The sequence below is a fragment of the Candidatus Limnocylindrales bacterium genome (assembly GCA_035626395.1).
Lineage (GTDB): Bacteria > Desulfobacterota > Binatia > UBA1149 > CAITLU01 > DASPNH01.
The window spans coordinates 452,120-474,842 of the sequence record DASPNR010000042.1 but is presented as its reverse complement, the minus strand read 5'-3'; the positions used below and the strand labels follow the sequence as shown (position 1 = coordinate 474,842).

Here is a 22,723-nt window from a genome sequence, read left to right as displayed (position 1 = left end):
GCTGGCATCGGCCCCGCGCCACTCATAGAACCCGCGGATTCGCCGCGATCCGGCGCCGCCGACGAATCGCGACCGTTCGTCCGGCACGGCCGCCCGCGGACCGTCGGCGCACACACCTGCAATGAGGGGGATCTTCATGAAGCGTTTCTTTGCCCGGCCCTTGCTCCGGCCCCGTCTCGCGCGCGCGACCGCGATGGCTGTTCTACTGACGGCGACCCCTTCGGTCGCCGCGGAGCACTGCCTCGGTGTCCTTCCGACCGAGGGCTGCCGCGTCAACGGGAAGATCGGGCCCTGCATCGGCACCTGGGGCAAGGACCGGATCCGCGGGACCCGCGGCAACGACGTGATCGTGGCCCTTGGCGGCGACGATCTGGTGCTCGGCATGCGCGGCAACGACATCATCTGCGGCGGCGCGGGCGACGACCGGCTGCGCAATGCCGCCGGCTTCAACCGGCTCGACGGCGGGCCCGGCAACGATTACCTGCGCGGCGGTAGCGACAATGACGTCATCGTGGGCGGCCCCGGAGCCGACTTCCTCAATGGCGGTCGAGGCCGCGACCGGCTCGAAGGCAACGAGGGCGTCGACAGCCTGGCGGGAGGTTTCGACGATGACTGGGTCGACGGCGGCGACGACGACGACGACGTTCGCGGCGGACGCGGCACCGACACCTGTGCCGCCGACCCCAACCAGGCGGAATGCGAAGAGGCGCCGGCCCCGCCCGTCGACCTCTTCCAGTTCACCGGCGGCTGCTATGCCGTCAGCGCAGGCAGAGACGATGCGAAGCGCTTCCTGGTGGCCGGCACCTCCGACTTCGCTTTCTCTGCAACCGACGCCGGCTCCGCCACGCCCATGCATGTCCGCGCAAGCGATCTGGCCACCTACCTGCTGCGGGATCCGGCCGGCTTCTACCTGACCGGCCTCCCGACGGGTCTGGGACGCGACGAGAGCCTCGACTCCGACATCATGCTGATCGACGACTCCTACATCTCCGAGGCCGAGTGGGTGCTGCTGCGCTCCACCAGCGACGCGCAAGAAGTCGTGCTCTACAGCTACCGGCTGCGCCAGTTCGTCACGGCCACCGGCCTGTCCGCCGATGAAACGCAGGCCGCTCCCATAGAGTTCCTTGCCACCACGGGCTGCAGCACCATTCCGGAGCTGACGCTCGACGCGACCGGAACGGTGACGCCGCGGACCTTCGACGACGGATCGGTCTACGGCTTCGTCGATGCCCACTCCCACATCCTCTCGAACTTCGCCTTTGGCGGCGGCGGCATCTACCACGGCGCCCCATTCCATCGCCTGGGCGTCGAGCATGCCTTGACCGATTGCTCGCGCTTTCACGGCGTGGACGGCCGCAAGGACGTGTTCGGCTTCGGCTACGACCGGCAAGACAGCCTCGATTCCAGCATCCTTCTGGAGGTGGTGAGCAGCGGACAGCTCCCCGAGCCCAACCACGCCACCGATGGCTGGCCGACCTTCACCGACTGGCCGAGCGCTCACGACAGCTCCACGCACCAGGTGCAGTACTACAAGTGGCTGGAGCGGGCATGGATGGCGGGCCTGCGCCTGGTCGTGCAGCACGCAACCACCAACTCGGTCATCTGCGATTTCCTGGTCGGGCTGGGGCTGCAGCCGGTGCGCTACGCGTGCAACGACATGGTCGCGGTCGATCGAATCCTGGAAGAGACGTACGCGATGGAGCGCTACATCGACGCGCAGTCAGGCGGCCCGGGCAAGGGCTGGTTCCGCATCGTGCTCAGCCCGGCGGAGGCTCGCGAAGTGATCAACGAGGGCAAGATGGCCGTGGTGCTCGGCATCGAGACCGCGCACATCTTCGACTGCTTCGTGCGCCCCACGAGGGAGTTCCCGGCCTGCACGGAAGAGGACGTGCGGGCCAAGTTCGACGACTACCATGCACGCGGGGTGCGGGCGCTGTTTCCGGTGCACAAGTACGACAACGCCTTCTCGGCCGGCGACGGCGACAAGGGAATCCTGGAGCTCGGCAATTTCCTGCAGAGCAGCTACTTCAACAACTACACGCAGGACTGCGACGCCAATCTGCCGACGGCGTTCGACAAGGGGCCGCTGAGCTTTCCCGGCATCAACGTGCCGCGCACCGAGTACATGGGACCCTTGCCGCTGGCGACGAGCTCGATCCGGCGCTGGTTCCCCGAGGATCCCATCTTCGCGCTCGCGCCCTTCCTGGACGTCCTGAGCGCACCGCCGGCCGAGGGCGACTTCTGTCAGAACCACGGGCTGACCCCGCTCGGGGAGTTCTTCGTCAGCGAAGTCATGCGCCGCGGGATGATCCTGGAGATCGACCATCTTCCGCGCCGCTCCTACGCGCGCGTCTTCGAGATGATGATGGAGAACGACTACCCGGCTGCAGGCACGCACGGCCAGGACAATCACGGTGCGCTGTATGCCCTCGGCGGGATTTCCACCTCCGGCTTCGGACGCTGCCGCAGCGCATCGACTCCGGCCACCATGGACGACGGGTTCCAGAACCGTCTGGCCACGATGGTCGCCAACGGCGCCTACCCCGGACTCGGCTTCGGTTTCGATCTGAACGGCTTTGCCGGCGCGCCCGGCCCGCGCTTCGGCGCCGGAGCCGATTGCGCGGACCCGCAGACCGACCCCGTGACGTATCCGTTCACGTCCTACGCGGGCGACGTCACCTTCACGGAGCCGGCGGTGGGCACGCGTACGATCGATTTCAACACCGAGGGCCTCGCCCACATCGGCATGGTGGCCGAATTGATCCAGGACGTGCGCGGCGACGGCGTCAGCGATCAGGAGCTCGAGCCGCTGTTCCGCTCGGCCGAAGCGTACCTTCGCATGTGGGAGAAGGCGGAGGCGCGGGGGGCGGCGCTGAGCCAGTAGCAACGAACCGGCGCGCTATCGCGCAGGACGCGGCCTGTACGGCCGCGGTCGCCCGCGCCGAATGCGCGCAGAAGGCTCGACGAGTCCACCGAGCCAAAGAACGCTTCGCACGGATCGTGGCTGCCTGCGCGCGGACCTCCGCGGCTATTCGTGGATGGTGCCGCTGCCGGCCTGCGCCTGTCGCGGCGGCACCTCTTCGATCTCGTCGCTGCCTTCGGTGATGCGGTAGTGACGGCCGACGGCGAGGTCTTCGAAAACCTGGCTTTCTCCGGTGGTCGGCCAATGGACCTCGATGCGACCGACGCGCTCGGCCTTGCCGACCCCGATCTCCTGCCGCAACGGATTCGCGCCGAAGGTGCCGCCGCTTCCGACCGTGCGGTAGATCGACCTCGCGACACCTCCGTCATGGACGTCCACGCGAATGCGAGCGCCTACGCCGAAACGGTTCGAGCGCACTCCGCGAAGATGCACGATGATGCGCCCGTTGCCGAAGCCGGGATTCACGAAAAGGGCCGTCGCGAAACGGTCGGGCCGCACGAAGCCGCCGATCTGTTCGAGAACGTCCTGATCGCCGTCCTCGTCGAAATCGGCGAACGCCAAGCCGTGACCTTTCTGTAGGTGGCCGAACCCGCCGGCCGTGGTGACGTCGGCGAAGCGCTGCCCTCGCCGGTTCCAATACATCACGTTCGGAAGCAGCGCTTCCAGGCCGGGGTATCCTGTTCCCAGATAGGCGTCGAGATAGCCGTCGTTGTCGAGATCGCCGAAGTTGGCGCCCATCGGTAGCAGCACGCGATCGAAGCCTTGTGCCGGCCCCACGTCCGAGAAACGTCCACCCTCGTTGCGGTAGAGCGCCGGCAATGCCCCAACATCGGGTACGCCGGAATGACTGGCGGAGACGCGCCAGATGTCCGGTGGAGCGAACGCTTCAGGCTCGAGCGAGTAGCCACCGACGAACAGGTCGAGCCTGCCGTCGTTGTCGTAATCCCAAAACCAGCTCGTGAAACTGGCTTCGGGCTCCTGCACGCCGACGTCGGCGGCGACGTCGGCGAAGGTGCCGTCGCCGAGGTTGCGATAAAGACGATTCGGCGCGTGCCAGTTCGACACGAACAGGTCCGGCTTGTCGTCGTCGTCGAAATCTCCCCACTGCACGCCCTTGGCGAAGCGCAGGTTGGTGACGCCGGCCTCTTCGGCGACGTCCGTGAAGGTTCCGTTGCCGTTGTTGCGGAACAGCTGACTCGGAAATGCGCCCTGGCGCGGGTCTTCTTCCCCGCCTTCGTTTCCGATGTAGATATCGAGATCACCGTCGGCGTCGTAATCTCCCCACGCCGCGGTCTGCGTGGGGTAGTTCACGTCCGCGAGGCCCGCATCGAACGTCACGTCCGTGAAATGCCCCTTTCCGTCGTTGCGCAGAAGCGAATTCGGTTGGCGTCCGAAGGCGCGCAGCCATGCGCCGCGCAGTACCAGCGCGTCGAGGTCGCCGTCGTTGTCGTAATCCGCCTGGACGAGGTTGAGACCGCCGGTCAGGCCGCTGAGGCCGGCTTCGTCGTCGATCTGCTCGAAGCGGCCGCCCGTGTTCCGGAAAAAATGCATCGGACCCTGGGGGTCCGAGCTGGAGGTGAGCACGTCGATCCATCCGTCGCCGTCGAAGTCGTCGGCGATGACGCTGCCGGCAAGCTGCACGAATTCGATCCCTGCCCTCGCCGCACCGTTGACGAAGTGCGGGAACTCCTCGTCGGCGTCGAAGCGGAGGAGGTGGGCTGCCGGGACGCCATCAGGGTAGTCGCCGACGGCCATGTACGCGATGTTGAGAAGCCAGCGTGACGCGTGCGCCACCCAGTGCGCCGGATCGCTGTGGGCGAGGGCCTCCTGGAAGGTCGCGATCGCCCGCTGCGCAAGGGTCTTGTCCTCGTGGATCGCCGCTCCGCGAAGGGGAGCGATGCAGCTTTCGGGCGCATGACGAGCGATGCAATTGGCGACTTCCGCCTGCCGCAGCCACAGGACCCCCTGCCAGAAGCGCACCGTCTGCCACTGCTCGCCGCGCGGTATGGCGTAACTCTCGGCGCGCGCGAGTGCTTTCTCGGCCTCATCGTAATGCTCGTGCCACATCTCGACACGAGACCGCATCAGCCAGATGGGAAACAGTTCCTCCGTCCGGTCGGCGCCGGTCTGGTCGCTCGCCTGGCGCAGCATTTCCAGGTTGTGGCTTCCAAGGGTCGGGTGCTCGACCTCGGAGCGCCGGGCGATCTCGTCGAGTGCGGCCACCATGCGGCCGCTCCCAGCCGGCACTTGCATAGCCGGAGCGGTCGGAGACGCCTTGGCTGCTGCCGCCGGCAGGCGAGAAGCCGATGGCGGCGCGCCTCGTTCACCTTCGGTGCAAGTCGCCACGAAGAGGAACGACGTGCAGTACAGGAGATTTTGAAGCCTGCCCCGCATGGCCGGTGATACCGCGCCATCGGCAGGAAGACAATGCCGACGAGACGTCGGCCAGTGCTGCAGATCCGCATCGCTACGCACCGACCGTGCACAGCTCACCGCGCCCGAAGCCGTCGCCTGATCGCCTCGTCCATGTCCTTACGCGCCAACGCGCCGATCTCCGTCGCACTCGCTCGCGACCATCACGCGCGAGCTTCGGCCGCTTACGCACGGACGAACGCGCGGTGGCGTTCTTGTGCAAGCGGCGCGGGATCTGCCCATCCTGCGGGGGCGCCCAACGGCGTGTCGAACGATATGCGACCCAATGACCGTTTTTCAGGCTAACGTCGATCCGAAGCGCAGCGACCTGCGAGCCTGCACCGCACCACCGCGCACGTGGCGCGGCATGGCAGGCGCACGCGAGGAGCGAGACCGACCCCGAGCCGTGGCGGTCACGATCAGCCCCGGAACGCGCAGCGCGGGACGTAACGTATGAAGCTTCCCGAACCATCCTCCAGCAGCCCACGCGCTCCTGGCCGCGCACTTGCCGTCTCGGGCTCGGGAACGGCCGTGATCATGGTCGTCGCGATCGGGGCCCTTTACTTCGGTCGCGATATTCTCATCCCGTTCGCACTTGCCGTCCTGATCAGCTTCGCGCTTGCGCCGCTGGTGCGCCGGTTGCGAAACCTTCGGCTCGGGCGGGTGTTGTCGGTCGTGATCGCTGCCACGCTCGCGTTCTCGCTCATCGGCGGGATCGCCGTCGTCATCGGCTCACAACTGGTGCAGCTTGCGAGCAACCTGCCCGACTACCAGCAGAACATTCAGCAGAAGATCAAGTCGTTGCGGCCGTCCACGACCGGCAGCGGGGTCGTGGGTCGCACCGCAACGATGATTCGCGAGCTGCAAAGCGAAGTCGCGTCGCAGGCCGGGGATGAGGCGTCGGACCTCGCCGGAAGCGGCCAAGCAACCCAAGCCGTTCCGGTGCGCATCGAAGAGCCGGAGCTCACGGCTATCGACGTCATCCGAACCGTCGCGGTGCCGATACTGTCGCCGTTCCTGACGGCGGGTCTGGTCATCGTCTTCGTCATCTTCATGCTGCTCGAGCGCGAAAATCTGCGCGACCGCTTCATCGCGTTGATTGGCACGCGGGAATTGCATGTGACCACGGAGGCGCTCGATGAAGCGGCGGTCCGCGTCAGCCGGTACCTGCTGATGCAGTTGCTGGTCAATGCGACGTACGGCATCCCCATCGGCCTTGGCCTGTGGCTGATCGGCGTACCGAACGCGGTCCTGTGGGGGCTGCTCGCAACCGTGCTTCGTTTCGTCCCCTATGTCGGGCCGTTCATCGCGGCGATGTTTCCGCTCGCGCTCGCCTTCGCCGTCGATCCCGGCTGGAGCATGCTGCTGTGGACGATCGCGCTGGTCGTGACGCTCGAGCTGATCAGCAACAACGTGGTCGAGCCGTGGCTCTACGGGGCGAGCACCGGCATCTCCGCCGTCGCCATCATCATCGCCGCGATCTTCTGGACCACGCTGTGGGGGCCCATAGGCCTGTTCCTGTCGACGCCGCTTACGGTGTGCCTCGCCGTCATCGGCCGCTACGTCCCTGCGCTGCACTTTCTCGACGTACTGCTCGGCGCTGCACCGGTCTTCGAGCCGCCCGAGCGTCTCTACCAGCGCATGCTCGCCGGCGACATCTTCGAGGCCGAGCAGATCGCCGCCGCCTATCTCAAAGAGAAGTCGCTGCTCGCGTTCTGCGACGAAGTGGTGTTGCCGGCACTGCGACTGGCCGAGCGGGATCGAGAGCGCGGGGCGTTGAGCGCGGAACGCCAGGCTGTAGTGACGGAAAGCCTGCTCGGGCTGGTGCGCGAGCTCGCCGACTACGAAGAGCCGGCCGCGGCGGCGGGCGACGCAGCAGAGAATGTCTCGCGTCCGCCGTCCGTGTGGTCCACGGAAGCCGTGCTCTGCATCGGCGCGCGCAGCGGTCTCGACACGGCGGCTGCCAGTCTGCTTGCCCAGGTGCTATCGCGCCGCGGTATCGGTACGCGCGTCGCTCCGCGCGAGGTGCTGAGCGCCGAAGCGCTCGGCACGTTCACGGCAAAGGGTGTGGAGGCGATCTGCCTGATCTACCTGGCCGCGTCAGCGCGAACGTACGCGCGCAACCATTGCCGCCGCCTGCACAGCCGCCTGCCGCACGTACGTCTGCTCGTCGGCTTATGGCATCCGTCTGCCACCGCGGATGGGGCCGAGGGCTCGAGCGACATTCCCGCCGACGCCATCGTCCGCGATTTCGCCGAAATGGTCGCGGTCGTCGAGCGATGCGCCTACGCGCTGGCGGAGACTCCGATGACACCAGCGCCGATACCGCCGTTCGAAACCGAGCGGCTCGAGGCGCTGAAGCGGCTCAACCTCGACGGTAAACCCATAGCGGCGCTGGAGGCCATCACGCGCGAGTTGGCCGAGGCCTTCGACGTGCCGATCGCACTGGTGTCGCTCGTGGACGAGGACCATCAGCGATGGCCGGGCGCCTGCGGGCTGCCGCCCGATCTGGACGCCGTGCGCGAGGCGCCGCGCGAGACGTCGATATGCGGGCACGTGGTGGCGGCCGATCAGCCGCTCGTCATCGAGGATGCCCTGAAAGACAAGCGTTTCGCGAACAATCCCTTTCTGCGCGAACGCGGCATTCGCTTCTATGCCGGGGTGCCGCTGCGCACGCGCTCCGGGCTCGCGATCGGGTCGCTGTGCGTCATCGACACGACGCCGCGCACATTTTCCAAGAGCGAGCAGAGACTGTTGTGCACGCTCGCGGACAAGATCATGGCCGAGCTCGAACGTGAGACCACGGAGCGCGCCAATGACCACGACCGCTGCGACCGGAACGTCGAGCACTCGTACCCTTGAGCTCCAGACGAAGCCGAACATCGGGACCTGGACGGTCATCGCAGGCTCGCGCTTCTTCGGTCGCGGAGCACGGCGGGCCGAACGACGAGCGGGAAAGCTTACCGAGCCATTTTTCCGAGCTGCTGTTCGTGCGGATGCTGCACTGATCTTTGCGCGAATGAGGTCACGTGGGCACAGATGCAGCTCAGCCACGATTTTTCGCCTGGACTGAAAGCGACGGGGGTGGTAGCAACTACCGCATCCATGCGCTTCCCTCCGCATTGCGTCCGACGCTGCCTCGGCGCCTTCGCCAGCAGATCGTCGGCGATTGCCCTTCTCTGCCTTACGTCGTCGGCTCTCGCCGCCGACCCTCCGAAGTTCGAGATCGAGAAGCAGTTTGCGCACCGCGCGCAGACGATCGAGTCGCTGCTCGCGTCGATGGCGCGCAAGTTGGCAATAGGCGCTGACGTCAGCGAAGAGCGCGAGGCAGTCGAGGGGGCCGCTCAGGACCTGCTCGAGATGGACGCGCAAATGCGCGAAAGCTTTGCCCGGCGTGAGGCCAGGCTCCTCGACGCCGGCCTCGCCGAGCAAATTCTCGAACGTCATCGGACGACCGTCCGGCGTTACGAAGAAAGGTTCGAGACGCTGCTGAAGCTTCTGGACGAGCTCGACGCCGCTTCGCGCCAGCGGGGCGGCACCGATCTTCCCGCGGCAGTCCGCGCCGCTCGACGGTACCTGAAGCGGCACAAAGCGGCCGACCCTCAGCGCTTCCTCAGCCAGTCCAATCTTCCGCTTTCCGCGATTCGCGTGGATGCGCCGGTCCGAGACATCAGCCAGCGTCAGGTCGCGAGCGACAAGCGCCGAAGCGTCGCCACTGCCGTCACACCGCGCGGCGAGCCGCTGCCGGCCGACCTTGCGGCAACCATAGACGTGGATCTTTCGGCCGAAGCGTCCGCTCTCGTCGCCGAGCTGGGCAGCTCGCCGCTCGCGCTCTACCGGCACGTCCGCGACAACTTCCGCTTCGAGCCCTACGCAGGCTCCCGCAAAGGATCGCGCGAAACGCTGCTCGTGCAGTCCGGCAATGCGTACGACCAGGCCTCGGCATTGATCGCGTTGCTGCGCTCGGCCGGCTTCCCGGCGCGTTACGTGGCAGGTACGGTCCTGATGCCGGCCGCTCAGGTGATGGACTGGCTCGGCGTCACCGATGCGGCCACGGCAGCCAACATTCTCGGCACCGCAGGTCTCGACCCCGTCGCCTACACGAGCGGCGGACAGATCGTCGAGATCCAGTTCGAGCACGTCTGGGTCAGCGCCTACGTGCCCTACGGGAACTATCGCGGCGTGCCGAACGATCCGACGGGCAGCACCTGGGTTGCGCTCGATCCGAGCTTCAAGCCGCTGGCGTTCGCGCCCGCCGTCGATGCTCCCGAGGCGATGGGCTTCGACGCCGAGGAGTTCATCGATGAGTACATCTCGACGCTCCACGAGCTGAGTCCGGTCGAGCTCTACCTGGAGCGCATCGAGGAGTTCGTTGCCGAGAATCTCCCGCAGCTGAGCTTTCCGGACGACGTCTTCCGCAACGGCGAGATCGAGCCATATACGGAGGGCGTGCTGCCAGGCTCGCTTCCATTCACGCAGCTCGCGACTGCCACCGAGTTCAGCGAGATAGCGCCGGCCGATCGCCATCGCATCCGGTTCCACATCCATCTCGGCGACCAGCAGCAGACGACGCTGCTCGACCACACGCTCAACCTTCCCGAGATCGCCAGCCGACGAACGACGATTTCCTACGATCCAGCCACCCTCGCCGACCAGGCGGTCATCGAGAGCTACGGTGATCTTTACGCTACGCCGCCCGACCTGATCGACCTGCGTCCCGTCCTGAAGATCGAAGGCGTCGCCGTGGCTACGGGCAACCCGATCGGCGCGGGAGTCCTGCACGCATCCGACATGCATTTCCTGGCGCCGGCGCAGGAAAACAACGTTCTTCCCGTCGTCCAGAACAGGATCACGGCCGGGACCTACCAGGGCATCGGCATCGACACCTACGCCGTACCCGCCGAAGCGCTCATCAACGGGCCGGGCGAGAGCCTTCCCGACGCCGACGGCCTGACCGGCGAGAAGCTCTATCGTACCGCGATGACCTACCTGAACCGCGTCGATCAGTCCGGCCGCACGGTCGCAGGAACAAATCAGATGGTCATCACGACGGCGGTCTCCGAGGCCATCGTCGAGAACGTCGTCGCGGTGTACTACAGCCTGGGCACGCCGGTTGCGTGGGAATGGAAGGGCCTGATCGTGGATGCCGATCGCAAAATCATCGGCCCCTTCGCGATCGACGGCGACGACAGCGAGAGCAAGGCGTTTTTCGTGCTGGCCGGCGCCGACGGCTCCATCCTGGAAAACCGCATCTTCGAGGACCTCTACGACGAGGAGGCGGTCTCGACGATCAAGATCCTCGAGCTCGCCAGCGACATGGGCATCGTGCTGTGCCGTATCACCACCAGCATCGCGGTGGATTGCCCCGGCATGTCGCAACCGGCTCCGGTAGTCAGCGCGATCAATGCAGCGCTTGCGCAGGGCCACGAGGTGACGATACCGCGCGCTCCGCTGACCTACCTGAACTGGTCGGGCACCGGCTACATCGACATGGATCCCGACACTGGCGCGGCCGGCTACATCATCAGCGGCGGCCAGAGCGGCGGCGCGACGGTGGACGTGTGGACCTCACCATGGGCGCTGATCTACGCCGTGCTGGGGCAGGACGTGTGCAACATCACGGCCAATATCCTGTCGCCGGCGCCGAATTCGAACTTCCCTTATCCCGGCTCGTACGGGGGACTGGGCGGGACACAGCCTGCGCAGTTCGTCGTCCTGTACACGGTCTACTACTGCGAGGACGATCCTCGCGACGTCACCGAAGTGTTCATGCCGCACTTTCAATACCCGCCGGGCCAGTTCGTATTCCATGCAGGCTGGGGCACCGGCGCGACGCTTCCGTTCACCGTCTTCGACGTCATCATCGCGCCCTTTGCCGATCAGCACATGGGCAAAGGATACACGGGCGCCCCGGTGGCCGGTGATCCGGAGCCGGCCACCATCACGTACGCCATCCTGCCGCCGAGTTTCGTCCCGGCCGAAGTCGAGATGTTCATCAACGGCGGCGCGGCCAGCGCGCAGGAGCCGGCCGCGCCGCAGGTTCCGCGCGGAGGCGCCCTTCGCACCATGACGCTGCCCAATGCCGGCGGCATTCAGCAGGCGCAGTTCGACGGCAAGACCGACGGCGGCACCTTCCTTGCGACGGGCTCCTACAATGTCAGCATTCGCGTCACCTCGCCCGACGACAAAACGGACAACAGCGAGGAGAGCCCCCTCGAGGTCGTCGAGGTCATCAGCGTCGAGTTCGTCAGCGCTGCCGGCGCGCCTCTCGACGACAACGACCATCCCGTTGCGCCTGGGGGCAAGCGGCATTTTGCCGGACGCCAGTCGGCAGCGGCAGGCTCATCCAACGATGAGGTGACCGTTCGTGCGACGCTCAGCGCGCCGGTGCCAGCGGGCCGGCTCCGCGTGTATTTCGCATCCTTCGACGTGGTCGATCCCACCGGCCTCATCGATGCCAACCATGCGGGATTCCCCATCATCGGAACCCCGGCCGAGGGCAGCCTCGACGACAGCGATCCTTCGAGCGACGGTGATGACACCGTCGAGACGGACCTGACCGTCACGATGCAACCGGGCGACAACTTCAAGGTCTTCGCCAGCACCAACTCCGCGCTGATCGGCAATCTCACCGATGCGCTGGTGGAGTCGCACACCGACGCCGCCGGCGATACCTCCGATGCGCGCCTGATGCCGCTTGCCTCCGATCGCCTGACGATCTGGCGCCGCGTGCACATCGAGCGAGATTCCATGGGCCCGGTGACGGGCAACGTCGTCGAGGGAGAAATCACCAATGTCGCCAAGTTCGGCGCGATATCGGAGCTAACCACCGACGCCACGGTCACCGAGATGCCCTCGGCTAGCACCCGCTTCGTTCCTGGGCTCCTGCGCAACGACGGGAACCTGTTTCAGGTCACGGACAACACCAACGGCGCGAACATCAAGGTTGCCGTCAACAACATTCCGTCGGCCGCCGGTTTCACCTATCCGACCGAGGACTCATTCACCGTCGTGGACGACGACGATCTCGACGGGAACGACGGCGCTCTGCTCGACGGCGACGACGGCGAGGACGTACGCAACCCCACCCTTGCGCTGTTGTCGAACAGCGATGATGCGATGACGAACGTGTACTCGGTCGCCTACATCCGGCCGCTGTTCGACGTCGGTGATGACAACAGCTCGGTACCGTTCGTGCTCAACACGCCCGACGGCGCCGACGAGGAAGCGCTGCTGCTGGGCACCTACGACTTCGATCAGGTAGCGACCGAGGCCGACGACGAATTCTGGACCGTCTACCTGCTCGGCGCCTACCAGATGCAGACGGAGGAGGACGCTGACGCGGAGGGAGGCGGCACGCTCGGACAGGTCGATGAGATCCACGGCCTTGGCGCCAGCGTCTTCCTCGAGACCGCACGCGATGTCCGCCTTCCCGGCACCGGGTGCACCGAGGACGTCACCGTGGTTCATGAGGTCGGCCATCTCTTCAACCTGCAGCATCCCGAGGGAGGCTTGATGGCCAGCCCGTGCAACGCAGGAACATCCTCGTTTTCCAACGCAAGCCTGCAAAAGCTTCGCGACGTGGATCATCCCTGAGCAATGAGAGCGATGCGTACAGGCCATGTCCCGGCGACCAGGCACGCTCGGCGCGTCAGCCGGGCTTCGCGTGCGTCACTGCGGATGCCGACCGCCCTCTTCGGCGCGTGCATGCTGCTGGCCAACCTCCATGGCGCCGCGGTCGCGTCCGGCCCGCCGACGCTCGAGCTTCGCGCTGCCCGAACGGTCTATACCCTCGGCGAGTCGGTCGAGCTGACGCTGCAGGTCTCCAACGAATCGACGGACCCGATCGCCATCCGGCGCCACACCGACGTGCGTTCGGGAATGATCTGGCCGCAGATCGCCGACCCGGGCCAGGACACGTTCCGCCGCTACGCGGGCCCGCAGTATGGCGTCAAGGATCTGCACCTGCCCGAGACGTCGCTGCAGCCCGGCGAGAGCTTCACGGTTCCCATCAAGATCCTGCATCACATCGAGTCCAAGCATCCCGAGGAGCTCGACCGCTTCTACGCATTCGACAGGCCGGGCGTGTACCGCATTCGCGTGCAGGTTCTCGAGATGTCGCCGTCGCATCCGCTGCTGAGCGATCCGGTCGAGATCGAGATGCGCGCTCCGACTGGCGAGAACGCCAAGGTATGGCGCCTCTTGCAGTCTCCAGATTATGCCCGCTTCCTGCATACGGGGTCGCCGGGCAGAGCGCCGCAGGTGGCTGCCGGCGTCGCGCGCGTGCTCGAGCGTTACCCGCACAGCCTCTATGCAGTTGACCTGGAAACCGGGCTCGAGCGCCAGCGCAGCCTCGCAGGACCGGCGGCGCGTGCCGCCGAGCCTGACGTATCCATTGCCGAGATCGAAGGCCGTGATGTCCTGGTACAGACGGCAGGACCGGTGCCGCGCGCTTCCGCAGCCGGCGATGCGCAGGCCGTCATCGACGCCGTGCAGGCCTGGACCAGCGCCTACAATTCCGGCGACGCGGCCGCTGTCGTTCAGCAACTGTCGAGAAACCATCCATTGCGCGCGCGATGGGCGCAGGGCGAGGGCGATGCGGATCGTGCCGCTGCCGTTGCCGAAGTCGAGCGTTCCGTTGCCGCCAGCGGACGCATTTCCAGCGACGTGATCGGAGTCGAGATCAACGGCGAGAACGCGAACGCCCGCACCATCTTCCGCGCCGAGCGCGGCGGCGGCATCGACGGCACGCGGATTGTCGCTCTGGTGCGCGAGGGCACGGCCTGGCGCATCGCCGAGGTGGACTCATGAGCGCGCGCGTCCGTCGCAGGGACCTGGCGTCCCTGGCTGCTGCCGGGATGATGCTTTTCTGGAGCACCGGCGCCCGCGCCGATCTCGTGGCGTCGGCCGTCTCGTGCCTGCAGGACCTGCAGAACGAGGACCATACATGGGGCGACCCGGCGGGCACGCGCCTGCGCGACACGGCCGTGGTGCTGAGCGCGCTTCGCTCGATCGGCCAGGCCAGCTCGGATGCTGCGCTGGACGGCCGCGTGGCGCTGCAGGGACTCGATGCCGCCAACAACGATTACCTCGCGCGCCAGATCACGGCTCTCAGCGCGCCCGGAGCATCTTACGCTGCGTTGATCGACGAGCTGCTCGACGTGCAGAATGCAGCAGCTCCGTTCCCTGCAGAGCCGAATTTTCCCGAAGGCGGCTGGGGCGTCGCCGAGCAGTTCGGCACCGAAACTCTGGCCACTACCCTGGCGCTGGACGCGTTGCGCGCCGGCGGCGTGCCGGCGGCGCTGACGGTGTTCGACGACGTCGTCACCGCCCCCGGCCAGAACACTTACACATTCGAGTTCCCCGCCGGCGCCGACGGCCTGGCACTTTTTGTTCGTAGCGTCACCGGCAGCATCCGGGTGCTCGTGGACACGCCGCAGAGCGGCACGTTCCAGCTCACGACTTCGTCGCCCATCGCCGTCGGCATTCTCGAGGAGCCCGGCACCTACGGCCTGCGCGTACAGAGCGTGTCGGGATCGCCGAATACCTATTCGCTGGACATCGGCTTCGAAGCCGGCGGCTTCGACGTTTCGCGGATTCCGCAGGCGCTGCGCTACATCCAGGCTGCGCAGAACCCCGACGGCGGCTGGGGCCTGCGCAGAGGCGAGGACAGTCTCTTGATGATCACGACCGAGGTCGTGCAGACGCTGCGTGCGCTTGGAGAGTCGGTGGATGCGCCCGAGATGCTCGGTTCCGCCATCGATTCCATCGAGAGCCACCAGAACGACGGCGGCGGTTTCGGCCAGGACGCCAGCACCGTCTACGAGACCGCTCTCGCTCTGCTCGCGCTACGCGGTGGCGGCAGCTCGCCCGCCATTCTGGATGCTGCCGCCGCCTATCTTGCCGGCGAGCAGGAAGACGACGGCTGCTGGAACGACGACGCCTACGCCACCGCGCTGGCGATGAGCGCGCTGTTCGCACCCGACGACGGTGTTTTCTGCAACGGCGTCGAGGTCTGCAATCTCGTCGACGGCTGCGCCACCGAGGACGTGCCGGACTGCGACGACGAGGTCGCTTGCACGGCCGATGCGTGCAACGAGGTCACCGACGAGTGCACGCATGTGGCCACGGATGCGCTCTGCTCCGACGGCGAATACTGCAACGGCGCCGAGGTCTGCGACGAGCAGGACGGTTGCGGGCCGGCTCATCCCGACTACGCTCCGGACTGCAACGACCACGTCCCCTGCACCATCGACTCGTGCAGCGAGGCAACCGACTCCTGCACGCACGCGCCCGACCACGCCTCCTGCGCCGATGACCTCTTCTGCAACGGAGACGAGGTGTGCGACCCCGAGGAGGGCTGCGTAGACGGCACGCGCAATTGTGCCGATGCTCATGCCTGCACGGCAGACGGCTGCGACGAGACCGAGAACGCCTGCACGCACACGCCGAACGACGCCGTCTGCGCCAACGCCAACCCTTGCGACAACGACGTCTGTCAGGTCGCCACCGGCTGCGCGCACGTCAACAATACGGCGGCGTGCGACGACGGGCAGGAATGCACCAGCGGTGACCACTGTGCGCTCGGCGTCTGCACCGGTACCCCGATCCCGGGCTGCGGCGACACCACCACGACGACGACCACGACGCTGCCCGAAGGCCCGCTGTGCGGAGACTTCAACGGGAGCGGCACTCTCACCGCGAGCGACGCGCTCGGTGCGCTGCGCACGGCCGTCGGAACCGCGACCTGCCCGCTGGCGGTCTGCGACTTCAACGGCAACGGTACGGTCACCGCATCCGACGCCCTGGCCATTCTGAAGCTTGCCGTGGGGATCGTGGTCGCACCCAATTGTCCATTGCCGGCGGCAGCGGCGGAGGTCGAAGCCTCCACCACCACGACAACGGTCGCGCCGACGCCGGAAGCCGAGGACTGATCCGGACCGCCGCGTCGCTCAAGCTAGCGCACGCTGCGACATCACCTCGGTCAGCAGGTCGGTGATGTGGTCGACAGTGTCGTCGGCCTTGATCGCCAGCGGCGTCCCGAAACGCACCATCAGGTCGACACCGCTGGCGATGCGGCGAAAACCCTTTTTGCTGAATGCCCGGTCGAACCCTTCGAGGCTGACAGGGACGACGACGGGCATGTGCTCTCGAATGATGTGGGCCGCGCCTTTGCGTACGGGCGCGCCGGGCGTCGTGGTGCCCTGCGGAAACGTGATGAGCCAGCCACGCCGCAGCGCCGCACCGATGCGTTGCACGTCGCCTGGATCGACCGCGCGCTTGACGTCGCGTTCGCCCGTGCGCCACGTGCGGCGGATGGGAACGGCACCCGTGTAGTTGAAGATCTTAGGAACCAGCCCGCGGTTGTTGAGCGTCTCGACGGCTGCCACGAACCGGACGTTGAGGTTGGCGCGAAAGCCGTCTAGCGGCGAGCAGCGCGGGCCTGCGATGGCGTGATGGATGGCCAGCACGTCCATGTAGTAGGTGAGATGATTGGAGACGAAGAGCACTCCCTTGGAGGGAAGGTTGGCCAGGTGCTCGCGCCCCTCGTAGTGCAGGCGGTTGAAGACGCCGAAGCGCATCCAGTCGTAGGCCCCAAGGACGCCGAAGAGAAGTCGTTTCATCGGTTGCACGGCAGGGCTCCTCGCCGGCCGACCTGCAAGGCCATGCGTCGGTGGCGCAACAACGGCAGTCGTACGACGGATCGGTGCCGGTGCAAACGCGCAGGCTCGCTGCCATGCGGTGCCGGCGGAACCGGCGCTACTTCAGGACCCGGGACGGGGATCGATCTTGCTCGGAGCGATCCACTTTTTTCCCCCTTTGTCCTCGACGGTTCCCGTCACCGTCACGGGCCGAACGTCCATGCAGACCTCGCCGTACGCCTTGGCGACTTCATTCTTGGCCAGCCAGTAGTGTGTCTCCGCGCCTGCGTCGTCCTTGACGGACAGGACGTTCTGGCACTCCCGGAGACCTTCGGTTTTCAGGTTGCACTTGGCGCAGATGATGTTGCCCTCGATGGTCGTCTCGTCGGCGGACGCCGCCGTCGCGGGCTGAAGAAAAAGCAAAGCTGCAAGAGCTGCGAAAACGAGTCTCATGGTCCGTAGGCCTCCTCGCGTTCACGGCCGGGTGGGCCCGACCGTCCGCTTCGCGACGGTAGCCGTGACAGAGCGGCTCTGCGACTTCTGCGTTCGCGACCGGCGCCGCGGCCCGCGCGTCGTGGTCCTGACGCCGGGCAGCCGGGACAGGCCCTGGCGTCCGCGCTACTTCAGGACGAGCTTCTTCTCCGTGGACGTCGCTACCTGATCCCTCGTCCACGTTCGCACGAAGCGCACGTCGGAGCTGCGAACCTCGGCGGTCACGCTCGTGCTTCGGTGAGCCGCGAGAAGTACACGGCACCGTGCGCCTGCGTCGGCAGCACGACGGCACACGCAGACAAAGCCGGCGATGAGCTGACGAACGATGATGAGGGATGCACGATCCATCGGCGGTCCCCTCCGTTGACGCGGGGCGGCCGCGGGCTGCGAGGCCCCCGGCGCGAACGCCCGACCTCTGGCGGTTCGGCCGGCTAGGCGGCCGCCCCTGTTCACGCGCGACGGTAACGCGCCGCTGTGCCGGAGAATCCCAGGACTTTCGCGATTTCTGCCCAGATGGAGGTCTCCGTCACCGAGAAGTGTACTTGCCCGCTCGACTGTGTTTCCCTGCCGTTGGAGGCCGCCATGAAGGGTAACGACAAGGTCATCGAGCTGCTCAACAACCTGCTCACGCACGAGCTGACTTCGATCAATCAGTACTTCATCCACGCTCGCATGTGCGAGAACTGGGGATACCAGCGTCTGTGGAAGAAGATCCGAGCCGAGTCGATCGACGAGATGAAGCACGCCGACGAGCTCATCGCGCGCATCCTTTATCTGGATGGGATACCCAACCTGCAGCGCCTGGGAACCCTCAACGTCGGGCAGAGCGTGCCTGAGCAGCTGGAAAACGATCTCGAGGTGGAGAAGGTGGCCGTAGGGATGCTCAACGAGGGAATCGAGCTGTGTCGCAGCGTCGGCGACAACGGCTCGAGAGAGCTTCTGGAGGATCTTCTCGTAGCCGAGGAAGAGCACGCCAACTGGCTCGAGGCGCAGCTCAACCTGATCAATCAGGTCGGTGTCGAAAACTACCTGACCGAGCAGATACGGTCGGAGGATTGACGAGCCGGCTCGCCTCCCCGTCCCGCCTTCGACCAGCGCCGGAGGAATCGTCTGCGCCGATCTCGGCGGAGACGCGGCCATCGACGCCCCCGCACGGCGACGGCCTGCGACTTTCCTGCATTCTGCATTGACCGATCCCGCAACACTGGTCAGTTGTTGACCTGGAGCTCCAGCGCTGCAGGAGGCCCCCTGCGGCAGCGAGAAGAAGGTCGCCCATGAGCGAGGAAACGCAGTATCTCATCGGCAAGCTCGAAGAGGCGCTGGCGGTCGACGGTCGCGTCAACGCGCTCGACATCCGCATCACCATCGCGCACGGGCGCGTTCACCTGACCGGCGAGGTGACCACCGAGGAGCGGCGAGCCGCCATCCTCACCGTGGCGCAGGAAGTGCTGCCGCAGCTCGACGTCCGCAACGAGATTACCGTGCTCGAGCTGGCGGAGGCGGGCAAGCCCGAGGCGCTCGATGATTAGGATCGCTGCAGTCGGAGACATTCACGTCGCCGAGGATTCGCACGGGCGGCTGAGGCCGCACTGGATGAAGCTCGACGAACACGCGGACGTGCTGCTGCTGGCAGGCGACCTGACCAACCTCGGCAATCAAGCGCAGGCAGAAGTGCTGGCCAGCGAGTTGCGCGATCTTCCCGTGCCCGCCGTAGCGGTGCTCGGAAATCACGACTATCACGCCGACGCGCCCGATGGAGTGAGGCGGGCTCTCGAAGGCGTCGGCATCATCGTGCTCGAAGGCGAGAGCGTGACCCTCGACGTTGCCGGCTGCAGGGTCGGCATCGCCGGAACCAAGGGTTTCGGCGGCGGCTTCACCGGCGCCTGTGGTCACAACTTCGGCGAGCCGGAGATGAAGGCATTCATGCAGCTCACCGAACGGACGGCGTCTGCGCTGGAACGCAACCTTCGCCAGTTGGATGCGGACTACAAGATCGCTCTCGTCCACTATGCGCCGGTCAAGGATACGCTCGCCGGCGAGCGCATGGAGATCTACCCGTTCCTCGGCGCCTACCAGCTGGGCGAAGCGATCGATCGCGGCGGCGCGCATCTTGCCGTTCACGGGCACGCCCATCATGGAGCCGAGAAAGGCGTGACCCCGGGTGGCGTCCCGGTGCGCAACGTCTCCATGCCGCTGCTCAAGCGGCCGTACGCCGTCTACACGCTGAACCACGAAGTCGCCCGCGGCCCGGGCATTGCGGCCGAGGACGACCGGCCGACGTTATGAGGGGCTCCGGCTGCGACGACGGACCGAACGGCGCTGGTGTGCGGGTGCCGGATTGCCCACCGGTTTGTGCGCCCGGCCGGGATGCCGGGCAGGTGCCGGTCTACGCGCCGGCTTGCATGGAAGAATTCATCGCCAAGTCCGATTGGGAAGTGTTGAGACGCGTCACCTGCCTGGCACAGGAGCGTGGACTGCGATTCGCGGTGGGCGGCGGCTTTGCGACGTCGTTCTACACCGCGTTCTGGCGCAACACGAAGGACCTGGACCTGTGCGTGCTGCCGCAAGACCGCGATGCCATGGTTCAAATCACCAAAGACGCGGGCTTCGGCGATCTGCACGACGAGAAGCCGTACGATCGTGGCTGGATCTATCGGGCCACGGTCGATGGGCTCATCGTCGACATCATCTGGCAGCTGGCGAACTACCGCGGCGAGGTCGATGACGGCTGGCTCGCGTCGGGGCCCGAAGTCTCCATTCATGGGGACCGGCTGCGGCTCGTGCCGCCGGAAGAGATGATCTGGAGCAAGATCCATGTCGTGCAGCGCGACCGCTGCGATTTCCCCGACATCGTCAACATCCTGTACGCCTGCGGAGCGCGAATGGACTGGGCCGGTCTGCTGAAGCGGCTCGACGGCGAAGAGCGGCTGCTTGCATCCGTCGTTTCGCTCTACACCTGGCTGGCGCCCGGACAGGCCCGAACGATTCCGGAATGGGTCTGGCAAAAGCTCGGGCTCCCGCAGCCTTCCGATTCGCTGCAACGGGACGACGACCGCATTCGCAGGATCGACAGCCGCCCCTGGTTCAGCCCGATCTGACGCGCGCGCCCGTGGCGCGTAAGCCACGCCGGCGGCGGCGCGGCCTGCAGATGCCGCAGCCGCCGCTGCCGCGCCTTCACGCCGTCGTCGAGCCGGAACGATGAGCGGAGTGGCAGTTCGCGCGCCGTCGCGACGCCGCGATGGGCTCCGTACCCGAGGCGCAGCCGACGAGCGGCCGATCATCGCCTTCAGCGCCGGCTACTGGACGAAGGCGCTGCCGGCGTGCCTGCCGCAAGTCGCGGCCGCCCGTTGCCTCGGTATAGTTGCCCCGGTGCCCGGCCCGCCCGCGGCGTCGCGCACGGAGGAGCTGTCCATGCAGAGGGGCATCGTCCCGGACATCGACCGCAACATCTCGCGCTGCCGGCTGATCCTGTCGGCGGTGGCGCTGCTGGCGTTGTTCATCGATCCCACCCAGCCGACGGTGTTCCGCGAGCCGCGCGAGCCTCAGTGGTTCTCGATCGACCCCTACACGCTGACCGTCTTCGCGGTTCACCTCTTCTATGGAAGCCTGGTGCATCTGAGCCTGGTCCGCCGGCTCGTCAGCCCCGACAGGCTGGCGACGGTCACGACCTGGATGGACGTCGTCTTCGGCGCCACCATCGCCTTCTTCACCGAAGGCGCCAGCAGCCCCTTCTACGCCTTCTTCATCTTCGCCGTCGTGCAGGTGGGATTCCGCGGCGGCTTCCGGCTGGCGCTGACCGTCACGCTGGTCAGCATGATCCTGTACGCGGCGATGATCGCGCTGTCTGCGCCGGGCCAGATGAACACGTATCTGATGCGGCCGGTCTACCTCGCGATCATCGGGTACCTCGTGGCGTACCTCGGCCAGCAGCGGCTCAACCTGGAGGGCGAGATCCGTCGCCTGGCGGCAGCCGAGCAGCGCAACCGGATCGCTCGCGATCTGCACGACGGATGGGCGCAGGCGCTGGCGGGCATCAATCTTCGCATCGAGGCAGCCCGCGAGCTGCTACGGCGCGGCGAACACGAAGCGGCCCAGCAGGAGCTGGCCGAGCTGCGCGAAGGCGTCAACCGAGAGTACGACGATCTGCGCACTTTCATGCGCTCGCTGGCAGGCGTCGCGTCGCCTGCAACCACGGCGCGCGCGCCCAAGACCGACGTGGCGGTCACCGTCGGTGCGCAGTTCGAGGGATCGGCACAGCTGGTCGGGCAGGTACTGCAGATCCTTCGCGAAGCCACCAGCAACGTGATGTGCCATTCCAGCGCGTGCTCGGCCAACCTGCACGTGCAGCGCACGGAGGAGGGTCTGACCATTTCCATCGACGACGACGGCGTGGGATTCGACCACGCCGAGCAGCAGCCGTGGTCGATCGCCTCGCGGGTACGCGAGCTGGGAGGCCAGCTGCACATCGTTCCGCGGGTTGGGCGTGGCGCGCACTTGTCCATCATCCTGCCCGTGACATGACAGGACGCCGATGAAAGAGATCCGCATCGTCATCGCCGACGACCACGCACTGTTCCGGCAGGGCCTGCGCTCGCTGCTGCGGCTGCGCCAGGACATCACCGTCATCGCCGAGACCGATCGCGCCGCCGACCTTCCCGCCATCCTGGCGCGCGGCAACTGCGACATCCTTCTGCTCGACCTGCAGATGGAGCGTAATGCGCTGCTGGACGTGAGCGCGTTGGCCAAGCGGGTCGCCGTCATCGTCGTGACCGCCAGCGAAAGGCCGGAAGACATGCTCGGAGCCGTACGTGCCGGAGCGCGCGCGCTGGTGCTCAAGCGATTCGCGGTCGAGACGCTGCTCGAAGCGATCGATGCAGTCGGCCGCGGTCACGTGCACTTCCCTCCCGAAGTGCAGGAGTTGCTGGCCGCTGGCATGCGCACGCCCGATCAGACCAGCGTGCTGACGCAGCGGGAGCTGGAGATCGTTCGCTGCGTCGCCGGCGGAATGCGCAATGCCGAGGTGGCGCGCGCGCTGTTCATCACGGAGCAGACGGTGAAGTCGCATCTGAACAACGTCTTCCAGAAGCTCGCGATCCGCGATCGCGTCGAGCTGACGCTGTTCGCGGTGCGCACCGGCATCGTAGGCACGAGCCAGCCTCAGCGCTGACGCTCTCCCCCAACGGTTGGAGACGAAATTCCATCCTTTCGCCTATTGCCGGATGCGTGGCTTCGAACATAGATTGCCCGCGCTCCG

General features: G+C 66.5%; 14 protein-coding genes. 11 read left to right on the top strand and 3 right to left on the bottom strand.

The window, feature by feature from the left end; translation table 11 throughout:
* The first annotated feature begins 193 nt into the window (after window positions 1-193).
* Window positions 194-2,884 carry a hypothetical protein gene (locus VEC57_17715; GenBank protein ID HYC00976.1) on the top strand — a complete coding sequence of 897 codons (2,691 nt, stop codon included), beginning with the start codon at window positions 194-196 and terminating at the stop codon, window positions 2,882-2,884.
* 144 nt (window positions 2,885-3,028) lie between these two features.
* On the opposite strand, the gene VEC57_17710 is transcribed toward VEC57_17715, so the two are convergent.
* Window positions 3,029-5,149, bottom strand: coding sequence for a CRTAC1 family protein (locus tag VEC57_17710; protein ID HYC00975.1), 2,121 nt, complete (start codon window positions 5,147-5,149; stop codon window positions 3,029-3,031).
* 723 nt (window positions 5,150-5,872) lie between these two features.
* On the opposite strand from VEC57_17710, the gene VEC57_17705 reads away from it, so the two are divergent.
* The 4 genes from VEC57_17705 to VEC57_17690 all read left to right on the top strand — a co-directional run bounded on the left by VEC57_17705 (window position 5,873) and on the right by VEC57_17690 (window position 16,269).
* Window positions 5,873-8,197: an AI-2E family transporter gene (locus tag VEC57_17705; GenBank protein HYC00974.1), complete on the top strand. Its 2,325-nt coding sequence runs from the start codon at window positions 5,873-5,875 to the stop codon at window positions 8,195-8,197.
* Window positions 8,198-8,626: 429 nt separating this feature from the next.
* Entirely contained in the window at window positions 8,627-12,931 is a 4,305-nt protein-coding gene (locus tag VEC57_17700) for a transglutaminase-like domain-containing protein (GenBank protein HYC00973.1), read from the top strand.
* 84 nt (window positions 12,932-13,015) lie between these two features.
* On the top strand, window positions 13,016-14,146 hold the full coding sequence (locus tag VEC57_17695) for a hypothetical protein (protein ID HYC00972.1): 1,131 nt from the start codon (window positions 13,016-13,018) through the stop codon (window positions 14,144-14,146).
* Window positions 14,143-16,269: a hypothetical protein gene (locus VEC57_17690; protein ID HYC00971.1), complete on the top strand. Its 2,127-nt coding sequence runs from the start codon at window positions 14,143-14,145 to the stop codon at window positions 16,267-16,269. The genes VEC57_17695 and VEC57_17690 overlap by 4 nt, the downstream gene beginning before the upstream one ends.
* Before the next feature lie 18 nt (window positions 16,270-16,287).
* Here the strand turns inward: VEC57_17690 and VEC57_17685 are convergent, their stop codons facing one another.
* Window positions 16,288-16,959, bottom strand: coding sequence for a lysophospholipid acyltransferase family protein (locus VEC57_17685; protein ID HYC00970.1), 672 nt, complete (start codon window positions 16,957-16,959; stop codon window positions 16,288-16,290).
* Between the two features lie 141 nt (window positions 16,960-17,100).
* Window positions 17,101-17,430, bottom strand: a complete 330-nt coding sequence (locus VEC57_17680) for a DUF6370 family protein (GenBank protein ID HYC00969.1) — start codon at window positions 17,428-17,430, stop codon at window positions 17,101-17,103.
* A gap of 621 nt (window positions 17,431-18,051) precedes the next feature.
* On the opposite strand from VEC57_17680, the gene bfr reads away from it, so the two are divergent.
* The 6 genes from bfr to VEC57_17650 all read left to right on the top strand — a co-directional run bounded on the left by bfr (window position 18,052) and on the right by VEC57_17650 (window position 22,636).
* Window positions 18,052-18,528: a bacterioferritin gene (gene bfr / locus VEC57_17675; GenBank protein HYC00968.1), complete on the top strand. Its 477-nt coding sequence runs from the start codon at window positions 18,052-18,054 to the stop codon at window positions 18,526-18,528.
* A 215-nt stretch (window positions 18,529-18,743) separates the two neighbouring features.
* The gene (locus tag VEC57_17670) at window positions 18,744-18,998 is read left to right on the top strand and encodes a BON domain-containing protein (protein ID HYC00967.1); all 255 of its coding nucleotides are present in this window, start codon (window positions 18,744-18,746) and stop codon (window positions 18,996-18,998) included.
* The gene (locus VEC57_17665) at window positions 18,991-19,755 is read left to right on the top strand and encodes a metallophosphoesterase (GenBank protein HYC00966.1); all 765 of its coding nucleotides are present in this window, start codon (window positions 18,991-18,993) and stop codon (window positions 19,753-19,755) included. The genes VEC57_17670 and VEC57_17665 overlap by 8 nt, the downstream gene beginning before the upstream one ends.
* A 116-nt stretch (window positions 19,756-19,871) precedes the next feature.
* The gene (locus VEC57_17660; protein HYC00965.1) at window positions 19,872-20,567 is read left to right on the top strand and encodes a nucleotidyltransferase; all 696 of its coding nucleotides are present in this window, start codon (window positions 19,872-19,874) and stop codon (window positions 20,565-20,567) included.
* 313 nt (window positions 20,568-20,880) lie between these two features.
* Window positions 20,881-21,990, top strand: a complete 1,110-nt coding sequence (locus VEC57_17655) for a histidine kinase (protein ID HYC00964.1) — start codon at window positions 20,881-20,883, stop codon at window positions 21,988-21,990.
* Window positions 21,991-22,000: 10 nt separating this feature from the next.
* Window positions 22,001-22,636, top strand: coding sequence for a response regulator transcription factor (locus tag VEC57_17650; protein ID HYC00963.1), 636 nt, complete (start codon window positions 22,001-22,003; stop codon window positions 22,634-22,636).
* The last annotated feature ends 87 nt before the right edge of the window (window positions 22,637-22,723 follow it).

Excerpts from the sequence above, each read along its gene's own strand:
- VEC57_17715 (HYC00976.1), top strand. The coding sequence starts at position 194 with ATGGCTGTTCTACTGACGGCGACCCCTTCGGTCGCCGCGGAGCACTGC.
- VEC57_17710 (HYC00975.1), bottom strand. The coding sequence starts at position 5,149 with ATGGTGGCCGCACTCGACGAGATCGCCCGGCGCTCCGAGGTCGAGCAC.
- VEC57_17705 (HYC00974.1), top strand. The coding sequence starts at position 5,873 with ATGGTCGTCGCGATCGGGGCCCTTTACTTCGGTCGCGATATTCTCATC.
- VEC57_17695 (HYC00972.1), top strand. The coding sequence starts at position 13,016 with ATGCCGACCGCCCTCTTCGGCGCGTGCATGCTGCTGGCCAACCTCCAT.
- VEC57_17690 (HYC00971.1), top strand. The coding sequence starts at position 14,143 with ATGAGCGCGCGCGTCCGTCGCAGGGACCTGGCGTCCCTGGCTGCTGCC.
- VEC57_17685 (HYC00970.1), bottom strand. The coding sequence starts at position 16,959 with ATGAAACGACTTCTCTTCGGCGTCCTTGGGGCCTACGACTGGATGCGC.
- VEC57_17680 (HYC00969.1), bottom strand. The coding sequence starts at position 17,430 with ATGAGACTCGTTTTCGCAGCTCTTGCAGCTTTGCTTTTTCTTCAGCCC.
- bfr (HYC00968.1), top strand. The coding sequence starts at position 18,052 with ATGAAGGGTAACGACAAGGTCATCGAGCTGCTCAACAACCTGCTCACG.
- VEC57_17670 (HYC00967.1), top strand. The coding sequence starts at position 18,744 with ATGAGCGAGGAAACGCAGTATCTCATCGGCAAGCTCGAAGAGGCGCTG.
- VEC57_17665 (HYC00966.1), top strand. The coding sequence starts at position 18,991 with ATGATTAGGATCGCTGCAGTCGGAGACATTCACGTCGCCGAGGATTCG.
- VEC57_17660 (HYC00965.1), top strand. The coding sequence starts at position 19,872 with ATGGAAGAATTCATCGCCAAGTCCGATTGGGAAGTGTTGAGACGCGTC.
- VEC57_17655 (HYC00964.1), top strand. The coding sequence starts at position 20,881 with ATGCAGAGGGGCATCGTCCCGGACATCGACCGCAACATCTCGCGCTGC.
- VEC57_17650 (HYC00963.1), top strand. The coding sequence starts at position 22,001 with ATGAAAGAGATCCGCATCGTCATCGCCGACGACCACGCACTGTTCCGG.